Origin of the sequence: Vibrio sp. Vb0598 (assembly GCF_033338935.1) — a bacterium.
Taxonomy (GTDB): domain Bacteria; phylum Pseudomonadota; class Gammaproteobacteria; order Enterobacterales; family Vibrionaceae; genus Vibrio; species Vibrio alginolyticus.
In genome coordinates, this window is record NZ_JAWOTP010000002.1 from 332,932 (window position 1) to 347,927 (window position 14,996).

Sequence of the window (14,996 nt, forward strand, 5' to 3'; positions counted from 1 at the left end):
ACTTTTTTGAGCTTTTATAGGCAATGCAGCCTCTCTCGTTTCGGGAGAGGTTTTTTTTCGCTTGTAGCTCGTCATTCTAAGGAAAGAATCAGGGGGCGGAATGTCGCAAGGATGTAAAAAAACCACTTGTCCCTATTGTGGTGTTGGATGTGGTGTCGAGGTCAATGCGAAAGGAATCGTTGGGGATACGTGTCATCCTGCAAATGCGGGATCACTGTGCGTAAAGGGCATCGCGTTGGCAGAGAGCTTGAATATGCCTTCGCGTTTGCTGTATCCAAAGCTTGTCACCAAGCAGCGACCTCAAGGGCAAGAAGTACAATGGCAACAAGCCACGGATCTAATTGCAGAAAAGATTCATCAAGCGAAAGCGGAGTTTGGACCTGATTCCGTCGCTATGTATGTTTCTGGTCAGTTGTTGACGGAAGACTATTACGTCGCCAACAAACTCATGAAAGGCTATGTTGGCAGCGCAAACATCGATACTAACTCCCGTTTGTGTATGTCTTCGGCGGTTGCGGCTCATGTACGAGCATTTGGTGAAGATGTCGTCCCCGTCAATTACGACGATATTGATAAGACTGAGCTCTTGATAATTTGCGGTGCTAATACCGCTTGGACGCATCCTGTTTTATTCCGACGTATTCAACAAGCGAGAGAAAACAATCCTAACCTCAAGCTGGTGGTCATTGACCCGCGTGAAACGGTCACTGCACAGCAAGCGGATTTGCATCTACCGATTAAAAACGATGGGGATGTATCACTTTTTAATGGGTTGCTTAAGTTTCTTATTGAGCAGCAATGCATTGATTCTGAATACATAAATTCCTATACCGACGGGTTTGATACACTTAAAGAAGAAGTCTCTGACTCACGTTACGATGTCACTAATCTAACGTCTTCCATTGGCATTTCAGAAGAAAAACTCACGACATTCTTCCATTGGTTTGCGCAAAGCCCAACCGCAATCACTCTGTTTTGCCAAGGAGTTAACCAAGCCGAAAATGGTGTCGATAAAGGCAATGCCATTATTAATGCACATTTGGCGTCAGGCAAAATTGCCAAGTCAGGTTGCGGGCCGTTTTCTATTACAGGTCAGCCGAATGCGATGGGCGGACGAGAAGTCGGTGGTTTGGCAAATCAATTAGCGGTTCATCGCGCTTTTGACGCAGAGTCTATCAAGCAAGTGCAGGCGTTTTGGGATTCACCAGAAATTGCCACTCAGCCCGGTTTAAAAGCCGTTGAGCTGTTTGAGGCGGTAGAACGTGGTGAGATTAAAGTTCTGTGGATCATGGCAACCAATCCCGTTGTCTCTTTACCAGATAACCAATTGGTAAAACGAGCACTAGAGATTTGTCCGTTTGTGATTGTTTCCGATATCACAGCGGATTCGGATGTCGCGCATTACGCGGACCTGTTGCTGCCCGCCGCTGGTTGGGGTGAGAAGCAAGGCATGGTGACCAACTCTGAGCGTCGACTTTCAAGGCAGCGTCAGTTTCAAATGCCTCCGGGTGAAGCAAAATCAGATTGGTGGGCGATAAGCCAAGTTGGGCAAGCTCTGTGTGCATTGGAAAAGACACAAAATGGCTTTGCGTTTACTTCTGAGCGGGCGGTATTCAGGGAATATGCCGCGATGACAGGCATGAATGCAGATTCGCCATTGAAGCTAGATCTTTCTCAATACGCCAACTTAACCGAGCAAGAATACGAAGAGTGGGTGCCGACACAATGGGGAGGAGAGCGCCCTTTTGCTGATGGCGTCTATTCACACCCAGATGGAAAAGCGCGTTTTGTCGTGACCAGTGAATCTCCAACGCGCTTAGAAAGAACAAAAGGCTGGTGGCTCAATACGGGCAGGCAACGTGACCAATGGCATACCATGACGCGCACAGGGCATATCGCCCACCTTGCCGCCTCAGAGTTAGAACCAACCGTGTACATGAACACGCTCTCTGCCACTCAAAATCGCTTAAAAGCAGGACAGCTCACCAAGCTGTTCCAGCCTACTTCAAACACCAGTATTTATGCCAAAGTTGCCATTGATGAAGGTTTGGGTTTTCAGGAGCTGTTTATGTCAATGCACTGGGCAGGTCGATATGGCGGTGAAAGCAGTGTTAACGCGATAGTAAACAGCGCAAAAGACCCTATTTCTGGGCAACCTGCGTTTAAGTCATCTTATGTTGAAGTGCAAGATGCGGCGGTAAAAACCTACGGTATGTTCATCGGTACACAGTTTGATTCCGGTAAATTTCTTTACAGCGCATTTCAAGCAGAAAGCAATTTGGGTATTTGGCGCTTTGCACACGATAAGCGACCAAAGAAGCAGAGTTTTTGTCGAACGGAAAAGAGCCGCAGAATTACGATAGATATTGCCCAAGGTTGGCTAGCAGTGGATTACGACCTTGTTGGAGACGTTCGTATCATTCGCTCTGTTTTGGTGGTGTCTAGTGAACCGATTCAAACCGACTACACCAACTTTACCGGCTTGATTGGCAAACCGATGGAGCTATCGCAACTGCTTACCATCACTCAATCGCAAAGCAGTGCCAAACTGGTTTGTAGTTGTTTCCGTGTCACTGATAAACAAATACATGACGCGATGGAGAAACAAGACTGCACTTCACTGACTCAACTTCAAAACAAACTCAAATGCGGCACTAACTGTGGTTCGTGCGTTTCTCAAATCAAACAAATGGTCGACAGCCATCAGCATCAAAAGGGCAAACAGCAAGCGAACCAGCAAAGTCTGGCTATTCAAATAAAGTAAGTCACAAAGAGGATAAGCACATGGAAGCGCCTTATCAAAAGTCTTGGTTTAAGAAAGGACAAGCGAGTCAGAAACAAGAACGCTCGTCTCGCTTTTCTAAGCATGACCAAGCAAGCAAACTGAACCAACTTTTAGAAGACCATTCAGTAGATCTAGATGCGAACCACAAAGGTTTTGTCTCGATTGTTGGAGCAGGGCCGCACGATCCTGACTTATTAACGGTGAAGGCAGTGAAAGCGATTATGTCGGCAGAGGTACTGTTGTACGACCGTTTGGTTAACAAAGATATTTTGGAGTTGGCTTCGCCACAAGCCGATTGGATTTACGTGGGCAAAAGATGCGGACAACCTAGTATTGGTCAGGAAGAAATTTGTGACTTGATGGTATCGCTCGCTCAACAAGGAAAGCGAGTTGTACGCTTAAAAGGGGGAGATCCTTTTGTATTCGGCCGTGGAGGTGAAGAGGCGTTAGCACTCGTCAAACACTCAATCGCGTACGAAGTCATCCCCGGTATTACTGCTGCGATTGGATGTTCAGCAAACAGCTTGATTCCGCTGACTCATCGTGGCGTTGCTCGTAGCGTTACCTTTGTGACGGGGCAAGTAGTAACAGGCGCATTTGAAGCGTGGAGCCAACTGATGCAAAGCGGACAAACGTTAGTCTTCTATATGGGGTTAGAAAAGTCATCTCAAATACAAACGGGTTTAATCAACTCCGGTTTGAGAGAGGATTTCCCAGTCGCGATCATCACTCATGGTTGCAGCCCTCAACAACAAGTGCATGTTACACAACTCAATCAGCTCAATGATTTATCGATTACACTTAAAGGCGTGAGCCCAGCATTGATTGTGATGGGAGAAGTTGTCAAACTGCGCGAACAACTAATAGAAACCGTACAGTCAGTGACGGAATACGAGGGAATATGAGCAGCATTTTGGAATGTATTAGAACAGTGGGTCGTGGCGAACGTGGTAGAAAACCACTGAACTTTGACCAAGCGTTTCGAGTTATGGATGAATACCTAAACGGTGAGTGCGACGACGATCAGATGGCAATGCTATTGATGCTGATCCGTGTACAGAACGAAACTCAACAAGAAATCGCTGGCTTTGTGAAAGCATTCCAATCCCGCATGCCAGCTATTGGTGCAGACATTGACTGGCCATGTTATGCAGGCAAACGTGAAGCGGCAGGGCAGCCTTGGCACCTGTTGGCAGCGAAGATCCTTGCCGATAATGGCCACAAAGTGCTGATGCACGGCTATCACGACCGTCAATCTGGTCGTTTACACGCTGAAGACTACCTCGACAAATTTGCTATTACGAAAGCGGAATCAGCAGAAGACGCAAAGCGTGTATTAGAAATACAAAACATTGTGTATCTGCCGCTCAGTGCGTTTGCTCCTCAAGCAGAAACCATGATCGGTTGGAAGAATCGTTATGGGCTTAGAACGCCGATTAATACCGTGGTTCGAGCATTGAATCCGGGGCAGGCGACGGTTGGTATTCGTGGTAGCTTCCATCCTGGGTTCCAACAACTTCATGCTGAAGTCGAATACGAGATCGGTCAAACCGCTCATGCCGTTGTGTCATTCAAAGGACAATCGGGTGAGTCAGAATACAACCCGAAAGTAAGCCAAACGGTATGGCTAAGCCAAACAAGCGGCGTGACATCGCACTACTGGACGGAGCAAATGCTGTCTGAGGTGCCAATGCCTGTGAACTGCCCGTTTGGGACGTCAGAAGATGACATGAACCAAATGGCAAATACGGTTCTTGCCACCATGACAGTGGTGCTATTTGCACAAATGCACGACAGGGAAAAAGCATTCGAACGCGCCTTCTCCTACTGGCAAGCCTATTGTGGCCAGCAATAACGCACTATTGTCAATTAATGTAAAACCAACGACGCAAAGTTGTTGAATCTGAATCCATTATCTATTGTTTGAAGAAGGTAAAAGATCCTAGCTCGCCAATGATGTGTTTCACCACCTTGCTCCGTATCAGAGTGGTGAAACCGCAGTTTTAGCCTCAATCGCGTTCGTTTCTCGCTGCGCTTTTGAGAATGAGAAAATCCCATATGGTAAGACACAGAGGACATGGATAATGGTTCTAAAGCATACCACTCCTAGTGAAAAGACTTCTCATCCGATCCCGCAAGAAGCCTTCGATTGGTACGACGAATACGCCCACGGAAAAATCTCGCGCCGTGAGTTTCTAAATAGGCTGGGTGGCCTTGCTGTGCTTGGCTTTAGCATGACAGCACTGGTCGACGCGTTAACCCCGAATTATGCACTCGCAGAACAAGTTTCATTTAACGATCCTGACATCAAAGCAACTTACGAAACCTTTCCATCTCCAAATGGGCATGGAGAAGGGCGTGGTTATTTGGTGATGCCACAGAAGAAGACCTTAAAATCACCGACTGTGTTGGTGATCCATGAAAACCGAGGTCTGAACCCTTATATCAAAGATGTCGCTAGACGACTTGCAAAAGATGGCTTTATTGCTTTCGCTCCAGACGCGCTTTATCCACTCGGCGGCTATCCGGGGAACGATGATGAGGGGCGCGCCATGCAGAAAGAGATGGACAGAGCCAAGATCGAACAAGACTTTATTGCAGCGGCTAACTTCCTTAAGCAATACGAGGGTGGTAACGGTAAATTGGGCGCGGTTGGATTCTGCTTCGGTGGATACATTGTCAACATGCTTGCCGCGGTAATGCCAGAAGAGCTCGACGCAGGTGTGCCTTTCTATGGAACACCAGCGGCGCAAGAGATCCAAAAGCAAGTCAAAGGACCGTTGATGATTCACTTTGCAGGGCTCGATAAGCGTGTTAACGACACATGGCCTGCTTATGAGCAGCAATTGATCGCAACCGACGCACAGTATCAAGCGTTAATGTATGAGAACGTCAACCACGGCTTCCATAACGACTCAACAGCACGCTACGCACCGGAAGAAGCAGCACTCGCTTGGGAGCGCACACTCGGCTTCTTCAAAGAACATCTCGCCTCTAGTTAAAACGCGTCTACTTTAGTTGGCACATTCCTTGTTATGTCTCTCTTAGTGAGTGAGATATAAACAAGGAATGTGCATGACTCAATCAACGTCAAAAACACCCATCATAGTATGTTGTGATAGCCTCCAAGAGCAGGCTCGATTGTCCGGCTTATTGAGCAAAGATTACGACAACATCATCGGCTGCCAATTGGCACAATTAGAAACGCTGATGCAGCGAGAACCGTCGGCAAGCGTTGTAGTCGGATGGCAGCAGCCGACGGCAGAACTGCGTTTGATAGTCGATTTCTGCCGCAGAAAATCGGCACCACTTCTTATTGTCTTAAAGCAGTTATCATCCAATGATATCAATCGGTTATCAGAAAAAATGGACTATGTTCTCATGCCACATGATAGTGAGTTTGCACTTCAACCTTGGATTGAACATGCGACACTAGTGAGAGCGAAATTCGAAAGTATGCAATCGGAAATTGAATCGCTGACCCATAAGATTGAAGAGCGCAAGCTGGTGGAAAAAGCCAAAGGTCTGCTGATGAAGATGCACAGCGTTGATGAAGAACAGGCTTATAAAGCACTTAGAAATTCAGCCATGCAATCGAGCCAAACGCTCGCACAAGTTGCCAAGAATTTGATAACTACTTTGGAGGTGCTTGATTAGTTGCTCTACCACTTTGGGGTTAGAGTGCGTTTTCTAACGTGGTGCGTGTTGCACTATCAGCAAGCAATAACAGGGAATAACAAACGGCAAGATATACTAACTTATTGTATTTACTGTGAAAAATAAGTTGGCACAGTAATTGGATTAGAAGAATTGGGTTTATTGTTGAATCGCTTATCTCAATTATCAACGGCGGTAATTGTAGACTTAGCAACGGCGCTACTGCTCTTCGGAGTAGTGGCGCTTTTTTTATGGGAGCAAACCAATGAAATGGAGTTCGATGCTGAAAGTGTCAGCAATTTCGTTATCGGTATTCACCGCGGTCAGTGTAAAGGCAGAGTTGGGTGAGCCAGAAATTGAAGATCTGAAGTTTGGTTTTATTAAGTTAACCGATATGGCACCGCTTGCGGTTGCTTATGAGAAAGGCTTTTTTGAAGACGAAGGCTTGTACGTCACTTTAGAAGCTCAAGCAAACTGGAAGGTGCTTCTAGACCGAGTCATCGACGGTGAACTTGCCGGTGCGCACATGCTTGCTGGTCAGCCATTGGGCGCAACGATTGGTGTTGGCACAAAAGCAGAAGTGATTACTGCGTTCAGTATGGATTTGAACGGCAACGCAATCACGGTTTCCAATGATACTTGGGAGCAGATGAAGCAATACATTCCAAAACAACCAGATGGCAAACCTGTTCACCCAATCAAAGCGGATGCACTGAAGCCTGTGGTCGACAGCTATCTGGATAAAGGCAAACCGTTCAACATGGGTATGGTGTTCCCTGTATCGACGCACAACTATGAATTGCGATATTGGCTAGCGGCAGGTGGGATTCACCCAGGTTTTTACGCGCCAGACTCAGGCGATAACAGTGGTCAGTTGGATGCTGACGTTCTTTTGAGTGTTACACCGCCACCACAAATGCCAGCAACAATGGAAGCGGGCACGATCAAAGGGTACTGCGTTGGCGAACCATGGAACCAACAAGCTGTGTTTAAAGGCATTGGTACGCCAGTTGTGACCGATTACGAGATCTGGAAGAACAACCCAGAGAAAGTGTTTGGTGTTTCCAAAGCTTGGGCTGAGAAGTATCCAAACACGCACATTCGCGTAGTGAAAGCCTTGATTCGAGCGGCACATTGGTTGGATGAAAACGACAATGCCAACCGCCAAGACGCAGTGAAGATGCTATCAAAAAGCGAATACGTTGGAGCCGATGCTGAAGTTATCGCCAACTCAATGACCGGCACATTTGAATACGAGAAAGGCGACAAACGAGACGTGCCAGACTTCAACGTGTTCTTCCGTCATAACGCCACTTATCCGTATTACAGCGATGCGATTTGGTACCTGACCCAAATGCGCCGTTGGGGACAAATCTCAAGCGAGAAATCCGATGATTGGTACATGGATGTCGCAAAAGAGGTTTACCGTCCGGACATTTACCAACAAGCGGCTCAAGCACTGATTGAAGATGGTGTGTTGAGCAAAAAAGACTTCCCAGATTTCAGTGCTGAAGATGGTTTCCGTGCGCCACAAACACACTTTATCGACAACATCGTTTATGACGGTCGTGAGCCAAATAAATATCTAGAGAAGTTCTCTATCGGGCTTAAAGGAAAAGACAAAGTTTAACCATAACGATAAACGCCACAGGCGAGGGGGATTCGCTTGTGGCAACAAGGATGTAAATTTCTTAGGAGTGAGTATGTCTAGTAATGTCATTTCCCTTTTTCCTGCTAAGCAGGTAGTGAACCGAAGTAGGTTGGTGCTTTTGCCCGTCATTGGTTTGCTGATCTTCTTGGCAATGTGGCACTTAGCGGCGAGAGAAGTGCAAACTTCATTAGGTACGCTACCGGGACCAGTGCAAACTTTTCAGCAGTTTAGCAACCTTGTCGATGACCATTGGCAAGAGCGAGAAAAGGAACAAGCGTTTATCGAGCGTCAGGAAAAGCGCAATGCTGCAAAGTTAGCCGAAAATCCAGACGCCGAAGTAAAGATTCGTCCTTACACTGGTAAACCGACGTTCTTCGACCAAATCATAACAAGCTTAGTGACTGTGACTGCAGGCTTTCTGTTGGCGACGGTTATTGCGATTCCGCTTGGCATCGTGCTTGGTCTTAATCAAGGGCTGTATCAAGCGTTCAACCCAATCATTCAATTGCTCAAGCCCGTATCACCTTTGGCTTGGCTGCCTATCGTCACTATGGTTGTAAGTGCCACTTATGTGAGTGATGACCCGATGTTTGCTAAGTCGTTCATTAACTCTCTGATCACAGTGGCGCTGTGTAGCTTATGGCCGACGCTGATTAATACCGCCGTGGGTGTAACGAGCGTTGATAAAGACTTAATCAACGTGAGTAAAGTGCTTCAACTTTCGTGGTGGCAGCATATACGCACCATCGTTTTACCTTCTGCCATTCCAATGATCTTCACTGGTTTACGTCTCTCTTTAGGTATCGCTTGGATGGTATTGATTGCGGCAGAAATGCTCGCGCAGAACCCAGGGTTAGGCAAATTTGTTTGGGATGAGTTCCAGAACGGCAGTTCAGCGTCATTGGGGCGCATCATGGTGGCTGTCATCACCATTGGTTTTATCGGTTTGATGCTCGATAGAGGCATGTTGCAACTTCAAAAGTGGCTGTCTTGGAATAAACAACAAGCGTTGAGATAAGGGAAAAGATCATGGAAAAAGCATTATTAGATCTAACGCGTTTAGGGATGCGATTCCCAACGCCAGATGGCGAGTTCATCGCGCTTAAGAACGTCGATTTACAAATCAATAAAGGCGAGTTTGTATCCCTAATTGGTCACTCTGGCTGTGGTAAATCAACGGTATTGAACTTAGTCGCAGGGCTGCACATGCCAACAGACGGCGGCGTAATAGTCGATGGGCGAGAAGTAGCTGGACCGGGACCTGACCGCGCAGTGGTGTTCCAAAACCATTCATTGTTACCTTGGCTCACCGTATATCAAAACGTTGAGCTAGCTGTAAAACAAATTGCCGGCAAAAAGGGCAAAGCGTGGATTCAGGAGCAAGTGAATCACTATTTGGAGTTGATTCAAATGCAGCATGCTGCGCACAAAAAGCCGGATGAAATCTCGGGCGGTATGAAGCAGCGAGTCGGCATCGCGAGAGCACTGGCACTTCAACCAAAGGTTCTGCTGATGGATGAGCCATTTGGTGCGTTGGATGCGTTAACACGTGCGCATTTGCAGGATGCACTGATGAAGATTCAAGCCGAGCTAAACAACACTGTCATCATGATTACCCACGACGTGGATGAAGCCGTGCTGCTATCCGACAAAATCGTGATGATGACTAACGGACCGGCAGCAACCATTGGTGAAGTGTTAGAAGTGAATCTACCTCGCCCTCGTGAGCGTGTCGCACTGGCGGATGATGCGCAGTATCAGAAGTGTCGACAAGCGGTGCTGAAGTTTCTTTACGAGAAGCAATCCAAAGTCGAGATTCCTGTTTCGAAAGAAGACAAACCCAAAACCGCAGCGCAAACGGCATAAGGAGGCAGCGATGAACAGTCCTTTAACGATTCCAGTAAAGAACGCATTGAGCCACATCGTTGTGGTAGGCAACGGTATGGTCGGGCAACACCTTGTCGAGCAATTAGTGCAGAAAAACGCGCATTTGGAGCACCGAATTACCGTGATTGGTGCAGAGCGTTTTATCGCGTATGACCGTGTACAGTTGTCCTCTTTGTTTGCGGGTAAGTCTCATAATGATTTGATGCTGAGTAACCAAGAATGGTACGACATGCATGGCATCCAACTCGTACTTGGCAGCCAAGTAACAGGTATCGACAGAGAGCAAAAGCGCATTCTGCTTGATGGTGAAGATGTGCTGGGTTACGACCAACTTGTGCTCGCTACTGGTTCGTACCCATTTGTGCCGCCAATTGAAGGTAAAGACCGCGACAACGTGTTTGTCTACCGCACGCTTGATGATCTTTCACAAATCAAAAAGGCATGTGAAGGTGCAAGAACAGGCGCAGTGATTGGCGGCGGCTTGTTGGGTTTAGAAGCGGCAAACGCACTCAAACTGTTGGGGCTAGAAACTCACGTCATTGAGTTTGCACCTCGCCTGATGCCCGTACAGTTAGATGATGGTGCTGGCTTAGTGCTAAAAGAGAAGATTGAGGCGCTAGGGCTAACCGTTCACACCTCAACGGGTACGGAACGAATCTGCGATGGTGAAACGGCTAAGCATCGCATGGTGTTTAAAGACAAAGATCCTCTCGAAGTGGATGTGATTGTCTTTTCCGCAGGGATTCGCCCTCAAGATGAGCTGGCAAAAATGGCTGAGCTAGAAGTAGGCGAGCGAGGCGGTATAGTGATTAACAACCAATGCCAAACCAGCGATGAGAACATTTATGCGATTGGCGAATGTGCCCTTTGGGAGCAGAAGATATTTGGTTTAGTCGCACCCGGTTACACCATGGCGAGAACCACTGCCGATGTCTTGACTGGAATGCCGAGCGAAGGTTTTAAAGGTGCAGACATGAGCACCAAGCTCAAGCTACTTGGGGTGGATGTGGCGTCTATCGGCGATGCACAAATGCAAACCGAAGGCGCACAGGAAATGGTGTTGCAAGATGCGGTTGCAGGCATCTACAAAAAGCTGGTGGTTGATGCGAGCGGCACCCAACTGCTTGGTGCGATTCTCGTTGGTGACAACAGTGACTACGATGCGCTCTTACAGTGTTATTTGAACAAAACGGTTCTACCAGACCACGCCGCGAACCTGTTGTTTGATACCGGAATGCTTGATGGAGAGATGCCAGACAGCGCCATCATCTGTTCTTGTCACAACGTCACAAAAGGCGACTTAGTTGCCGAGATTCAAGCTGGCACCACCAACCTTACGGACCTTAAAGCGAACACCAAAGCCGGTACTGGCTGTGGTGGCTGTAGCAATATGGTGAAGTCGGTATTGGATACTCAACTGGCAGCCATGGGGGTAGAGGTTAACAACCACCTTTGTGAGCACTTTGAGTTAAGTCGCCAAGAGATGTTCCATATTTGCCAAGTGGAACAAATCAAAGACTTCGACACCTTAATTGCACTGCATGGCAAAGGGCATGGGTGTGATATCTGTAAGCCGACAGCGGCATCTGTTTTTGCTTCTTTGTGGAATGAACACATCATGGAGCCGCAGCATCAATCTCTGCAAGACTCTAATGATGCCTTTATGGCGAACCTACAAAAAGATGGCTCTTACTCGATTGTGCCTCGTGTTCCGGGTGGCGAAATCACACCAGACAAACTCATCGTGCTAGGCGAAGTCGCTCAGCAATACGATCTATACACCAAAATCACTGGCGGTCAACGCGTGGATTTATTTGGCGCGCAGTTAGAACAGCTTCCTGAAATCTGGCAAACCTTGATTGATGCTGGTTTTGAAACAGGGCACGCCTACGGCAAGTCGGTGCGCACCGTGAAATCTTGTGTGGGTTCTACTTGGTGTCGCTATGGTGTTGATGACTCGGTCGGATTAGCGATTGAGTTAGAGAACCGCTACAAAGGATTGCGAGCGCCCCATAAGCTTAAGTTTGCCGTATCGGGCTGTACTCGCGAGTGTGCAGAAGCGCAAAGTAAAGACATTGGGGTGATCGCCACTGAAAACGGCTGGAATCTATATGTGTGTGGTAATGGCGGCATGAGACCAAGACACGCTGATTTGTTTGCATCCGACTTATCCAAACCAGAGTTGATCATCATGATTGACCGAGTTTTGATGTTCTACGTCAGCACCGCTGATCGCTTGCAGCGCACGTCTGTGTGGATGGAGAACATGGAAGGGGGCCTAGATTACCTTAAACAAGTGATTTTGGATGACTCTCTGAATCTATGTGATTCTTTGGATGAACAAATGGCACGAGTCGTAGATACCTATCAATGTGAGTGGAAGAGTACGTTAGATAATCCTCAAAAATTGCAACGCTTCCGTCCTTTCTTGAACAGCTCGTCGGGCAGCAAAGTCTTGCCGTACCAACGTGTGCGCGGTCAGCGTATTCCATTGAAACAGGAGGTGTAAATGGCAGCTTTAACCAAAGTGAAATTGTGTCAGCTTGATGACCTAATGCCGTTCATCGGTGCCACGGTGTTGATTGAAGGCGAGCATGTCGCGTTGTTCTACATTCCTGATAGCGGTGTTTACGCCGTTCAAGATTGGGATCCAATTGGTAAGGCTTATGTGATGAGTCGAGGGATTGTCGGTGATATTGATGGTGAGATGTGTGTTGCATCACCACTGTATAAACAGCACTTCAGTTTAAAGAGCGGGCAGTGTTTAGAAGACGATGCGCACTGTCTAAAAACGTGGCAAGTAATGGTCGACGATAATCAGGTTTGTTATTTAGTCGAAGAGTGATCTCCGAAGTTAGCTTGCTCGATATGAGTGAATTCTTCGCGTGAGAGACATGCGAATAAAGCTCCAGATACACCACAGTATGGTTCTGGAGCTTTTTACTATTTGGAAGGATTCACTTGTAGTTCGGTATAGCCAGTCGAGTCGTCCATCGCTCTAGTGAACTCAAGTTCTGAGTAAGAATGGATGATCAATTCTGCGGTAGTATCAATCACTGTGCCTTCCAGCAAATGCCCACCGCAAACTAGTCCATCACGATCAGACACCGAGATATGAACGTGCTGATGCTCAGGCGTTAGTGTTCCCATCACAGAGACGATTTCAAATGGCTCTTGTTTGGTTAACGTACTCTCTGCACCTGCCAAACGAAGGTTGAGGTTAGAGATACAGCCAACGCATGAGGCAATCGAGCCTGCTTTGATACCATGCTGCTCGACCAATTTCGCTAGGCTCAGCTTTAAGTCCATGCCTTTGGTAAGACGTACTGCTATCACTTCAATCGACATGTCACTTCCTAATCAAAACCAGCAAGCAGGAAAGCGCGGTATCCAAGTCGGCATAACGTTTGGCTTTGCCAAGTACGCGCATACCTTGCATGTTGTTGAGAACAAAACGAGCGAGCTCTTCTGGTTTCAGCGTTTTCGGCACTAAGGTTTCTTTTTGCGCATTGGTCAGCGCATCCGCAATGATGTCGATAAGATGGTCAAACAAAAAATGCCCTTTACGCAGTACGTCATCGTCTTCACCAGCGTGCTCAATCAACGCATTTTGGATAAAACACCCACAGTTGCGTTTGCGTTGCAGTTCAGCAAAAGATTTAAGGAACGATTCCAACTCAGGTAAAGACGCATCGTCTTTTTCCAAATCATTCAGTGACGGTAGCGAGACCTTTTTTAAGTAAGTATCGAGCGCTTCGTAGTAGAGCTGTTGCTTGTCACCATAGGTGTTGTAAAGACTGAAGCGGTTGATGTTCAACTCGTCGGTGAGATCCGAGATAGACGTGTTCGCAAAGCCCTTGCGCCAAAACACATCCATAGCCACGAGAAGCTTTTCATCTCGGTCGAAGTTGGCTTTTCTTGCCATAAATTACCTGCCTGGGTCTGCTTATCGGGTAATTAAATTGCTTTGGAGGGATGGTACAGAGAACCTCTAGCGCTCGAACTGAACCAATATGATGAATACCCATCTATCCTTGGGTATCAGCCTCCAAATTCATGTGAACTCACAAACGGCATCAAAAATCTCGCTCAGCAAACAGACCCACAACTGTTTGAAAATTTTTGATAGTGAAGTTCTTGACTGATCGTTTATAAACTGGCTACAGTATATCCTAACCAATCGGTTAGAAAAAGATAAAAGGATGTGAAATGAAGCTCTATGAAACCGCAATGACTCCAAGTTGTAAGCGAGTTAGCATTTTTCTAAAGGAAATCGGTGGCGAGGTTGAGCGAATTGCGCTGAACGTTCGTGAGGGCGATAACCTATCTGAACCGTTTAAATCGAAAAGCGTGAACGGCAAAGTGCCTTTGCTCGAACTGGATGATGGTACGACGATCTGTGAAAGTGTGGCGATTTGTCGCTACCTAGATGAAGCGTTTGAAAATGATCTGGCGCTGTTTGGTGCTAACCAGCTCGAACGTGCTCAGGTGGAAATGTGGCATCGTGTGGTGGAGTTCCAAGGACTAAATGCGGCATTTCAGGCGTTTCGAAACATGACCGGAGTTTATGGAGACAGAGAACGTTGCGTTGAAGCATGGGGCGAAGAATCAAAACAACGCGTCTACGAATTTCTGCCTGTCTTAGACAAGCGCCTTGAACATAATGATTTTATCGCCGTAGACCATTTTACTATCGTCGATATAACAGGCTTTATTTTGATCAGTTTCGCAATTAAAGGCCTAGAAATTGATGTGCTATCGACGTCGCCAAGCATTGCTCGATGGTATAACCAAATTTTAGCTAGACCTGCATTTCAGAGTTAATGTATTGCAGCGAGTGGATGATAGCTCGCTGCTACCACCTTACAGGTTCTTAACTCAGCAGGATATTCAAATTTTTTCAGATTTTTCTTATTTTTTCTCCTATCGCCTATAATTGGAAAAACAACCTCAATTTGCTTCGTTGCGTTTTAGAGCCTCGAGCTCTTGGTCCGTAGACGCTCTCTTTCATCATGG

13 protein-coding genes are annotated in these 14,996 nt (G+C 47.0%); 11 read left to right on the plus strand and 2 right to left on the minus strand.

The window, feature by feature from the left end:
* Window positions 1–100 precede the first annotated feature (100 nt).
* The 10 genes from R7Q38_RS03960 to nirD all read left to right on the plus strand — a co-directional run bounded on the left by R7Q38_RS03960 (window position 101) and on the right by nirD (window position 12,825).
* Window positions 101–2,764 (plus strand): nitrate reductase, encoded by a 2,664-nt coding sequence (locus R7Q38_RS03960; RefSeq protein ID WP_239938847.1) that lies wholly within the window; start codon window positions 101–103, stop codon window positions 2,762–2,764.
* A gap of 20 nt (window positions 2,765–2,784) precedes the next feature.
* Window positions 2,785–3,690 carry a uroporphyrinogen-III C-methyltransferase gene (gene cobA, locus R7Q38_RS03965; protein ID WP_047100962.1) on the plus strand — a complete coding sequence of 302 codons (906 nt, stop codon included), beginning with the start codon at window positions 2,785–2,787 and terminating at the stop codon, window positions 3,688–3,690.
* Entirely contained in the window at window positions 3,687–4,640 is a 954-nt protein-coding gene (locus R7Q38_RS03970) for a glycosyl transferase family protein (protein WP_239938849.1), read from the plus strand. Before cobA ends, R7Q38_RS03970 begins: the two co-directional genes overlap by 4 nt.
* A gap of 229 nt (window positions 4,641–4,869) precedes the next feature.
* On the plus strand, window positions 4,870–5,787 hold the full coding sequence (locus R7Q38_RS03975) for a dienelactone hydrolase family protein (RefSeq protein WP_213910244.1): 918 nt from the start codon (window positions 4,870–4,872) through the stop codon (window positions 5,785–5,787).
* A 73-nt stretch (window positions 5,788–5,860) separates the two neighbouring features.
* Window positions 5,861–6,442, plus strand: a complete 582-nt coding sequence (locus R7Q38_RS03980; RefSeq protein WP_012842515.1) for an ANTAR domain-containing response regulator — start codon at window positions 5,861–5,863, stop codon at window positions 6,440–6,442.
* A 265-nt stretch (window positions 6,443–6,707) separates the two neighbouring features.
* Entirely contained in the window at window positions 6,708–8,072 is a 1,365-nt protein-coding gene (locus R7Q38_RS03985; RefSeq protein WP_136976415.1) for a CmpA/NrtA family ABC transporter substrate-binding protein, read from the plus strand.
* Window positions 8,073–8,145: 73 nt separating this feature from the next.
* Window positions 8,146–9,111 carry an ABC transporter permease gene (locus R7Q38_RS03990; protein WP_017818740.1) on the plus strand — a complete coding sequence of 322 codons (966 nt, stop codon included), beginning with the start codon at window positions 8,146–8,148 and terminating at the stop codon, window positions 9,109–9,111.
* Between the two features lie 11 nt (window positions 9,112–9,122).
* Entirely contained in the window at window positions 9,123–9,959 is an 837-nt protein-coding gene (locus R7Q38_RS03995; protein ID WP_053053060.1) for an ABC transporter ATP-binding protein, read from the plus strand.
* Between the two features lie 10 nt (window positions 9,960–9,969).
* Window positions 9,970–12,489: a nitrite reductase large subunit NirB gene (nirB, locus tag R7Q38_RS04000; RefSeq protein ID WP_239938851.1), complete on the plus strand. Its 2,520-nt coding sequence runs from the start codon at window positions 9,970–9,972 to the stop codon at window positions 12,487–12,489.
* The gene (gene nirD, locus R7Q38_RS04005; RefSeq protein WP_053349946.1) at window positions 12,490–12,825 is read left to right on the plus strand and encodes a nitrite reductase small subunit NirD; all 336 of its coding nucleotides are present in this window, start codon (window positions 12,490–12,492) and stop codon (window positions 12,823–12,825) included.
* Between the two features lie 98 nt (window positions 12,826–12,923).
* On the opposite strand, the gene R7Q38_RS04010 is transcribed toward nirD, so the two are convergent.
* Window positions 12,924–13,328 (minus strand): PPC domain-containing DNA-binding protein, encoded by a 405-nt coding sequence (locus R7Q38_RS04010; protein ID WP_053349945.1) that lies wholly within the window; start codon window positions 13,326–13,328, stop codon window positions 12,924–12,926.
* A 1-nt stretch (window position 13,329) separates the two neighbouring features.
* Window positions 13,330–13,905, minus strand: a complete 576-nt coding sequence (locus R7Q38_RS04015) for a TetR/AcrR family transcriptional regulator (protein ID WP_005375904.1) — start codon at window positions 13,903–13,905, stop codon at window positions 13,330–13,332.
* Between the two features lie 284 nt (window positions 13,906–14,189).
* Between R7Q38_RS04015 and R7Q38_RS04020 the strand changes: the two genes are divergently transcribed.
* Entirely contained in the window at window positions 14,190–14,804 is a 615-nt protein-coding gene (locus R7Q38_RS04020; protein WP_053349944.1) for a glutathione S-transferase family protein, read from the plus strand.
* The last annotated feature ends 192 nt before the right edge of the window (window positions 14,805–14,996 follow it).

Coding starts and splice junctions, on each gene's coding strand:
- R7Q38_RS04020 (WP_053349944.1), top strand. CDS start 14,190: ATGAAGCTCTATGAAACCGCAATGACTCCAAGTTGTAAGCGAGTTAGC.
- nirB (WP_239938851.1), top strand. CDS start 9,970: ATGAACAGTCCTTTAACGATTCCAGTAAAGAACGCATTGAGCCACATC.
- R7Q38_RS04010 (WP_053349945.1), bottom strand. CDS start 13,328: ATGTCGATTGAAGTGATAGCAGTACGTCTTACCAAAGGCATGGACTTA.
- R7Q38_RS04015 (WP_005375904.1), bottom strand. CDS start 13,905: ATGGCAAGAAAAGCCAACTTCGACCGAGATGAAAAGCTTCTCGTGGCT.
- R7Q38_RS03980 (WP_012842515.1), top strand. CDS start 5,861: ATGACTCAATCAACGTCAAAAACACCCATCATAGTATGTTGTGATAGC.
- R7Q38_RS03995 (WP_053053060.1), top strand. CDS start 9,123: ATGGAAAAAGCATTATTAGATCTAACGCGTTTAGGGATGCGATTCCCA.
- R7Q38_RS03975 (WP_213910244.1), top strand. CDS start 4,870: ATGGTTCTAAAGCATACCACTCCTAGTGAAAAGACTTCTCATCCGATC.
- R7Q38_RS03970 (WP_239938849.1), top strand. CDS start 3,687: ATGAGCAGCATTTTGGAATGTATTAGAACAGTGGGTCGTGGCGAACGT.
- nirD (WP_053349946.1), top strand. CDS start 12,490: ATGGCAGCTTTAACCAAAGTGAAATTGTGTCAGCTTGATGACCTAATG.
- R7Q38_RS03960 (WP_239938847.1), top strand. CDS start 101: ATGTCGCAAGGATGTAAAAAAACCACTTGTCCCTATTGTGGTGTTGGA.
- R7Q38_RS03985 (WP_136976415.1), top strand. CDS start 6,708: ATGAAATGGAGTTCGATGCTGAAAGTGTCAGCAATTTCGTTATCGGTA.
- cobA (WP_047100962.1), top strand. CDS start 2,785: ATGGAAGCGCCTTATCAAAAGTCTTGGTTTAAGAAAGGACAAGCGAGT.
- R7Q38_RS03990 (WP_017818740.1), top strand. CDS start 8,146: ATGTCTAGTAATGTCATTTCCCTTTTTCCTGCTAAGCAGGTAGTGAAC.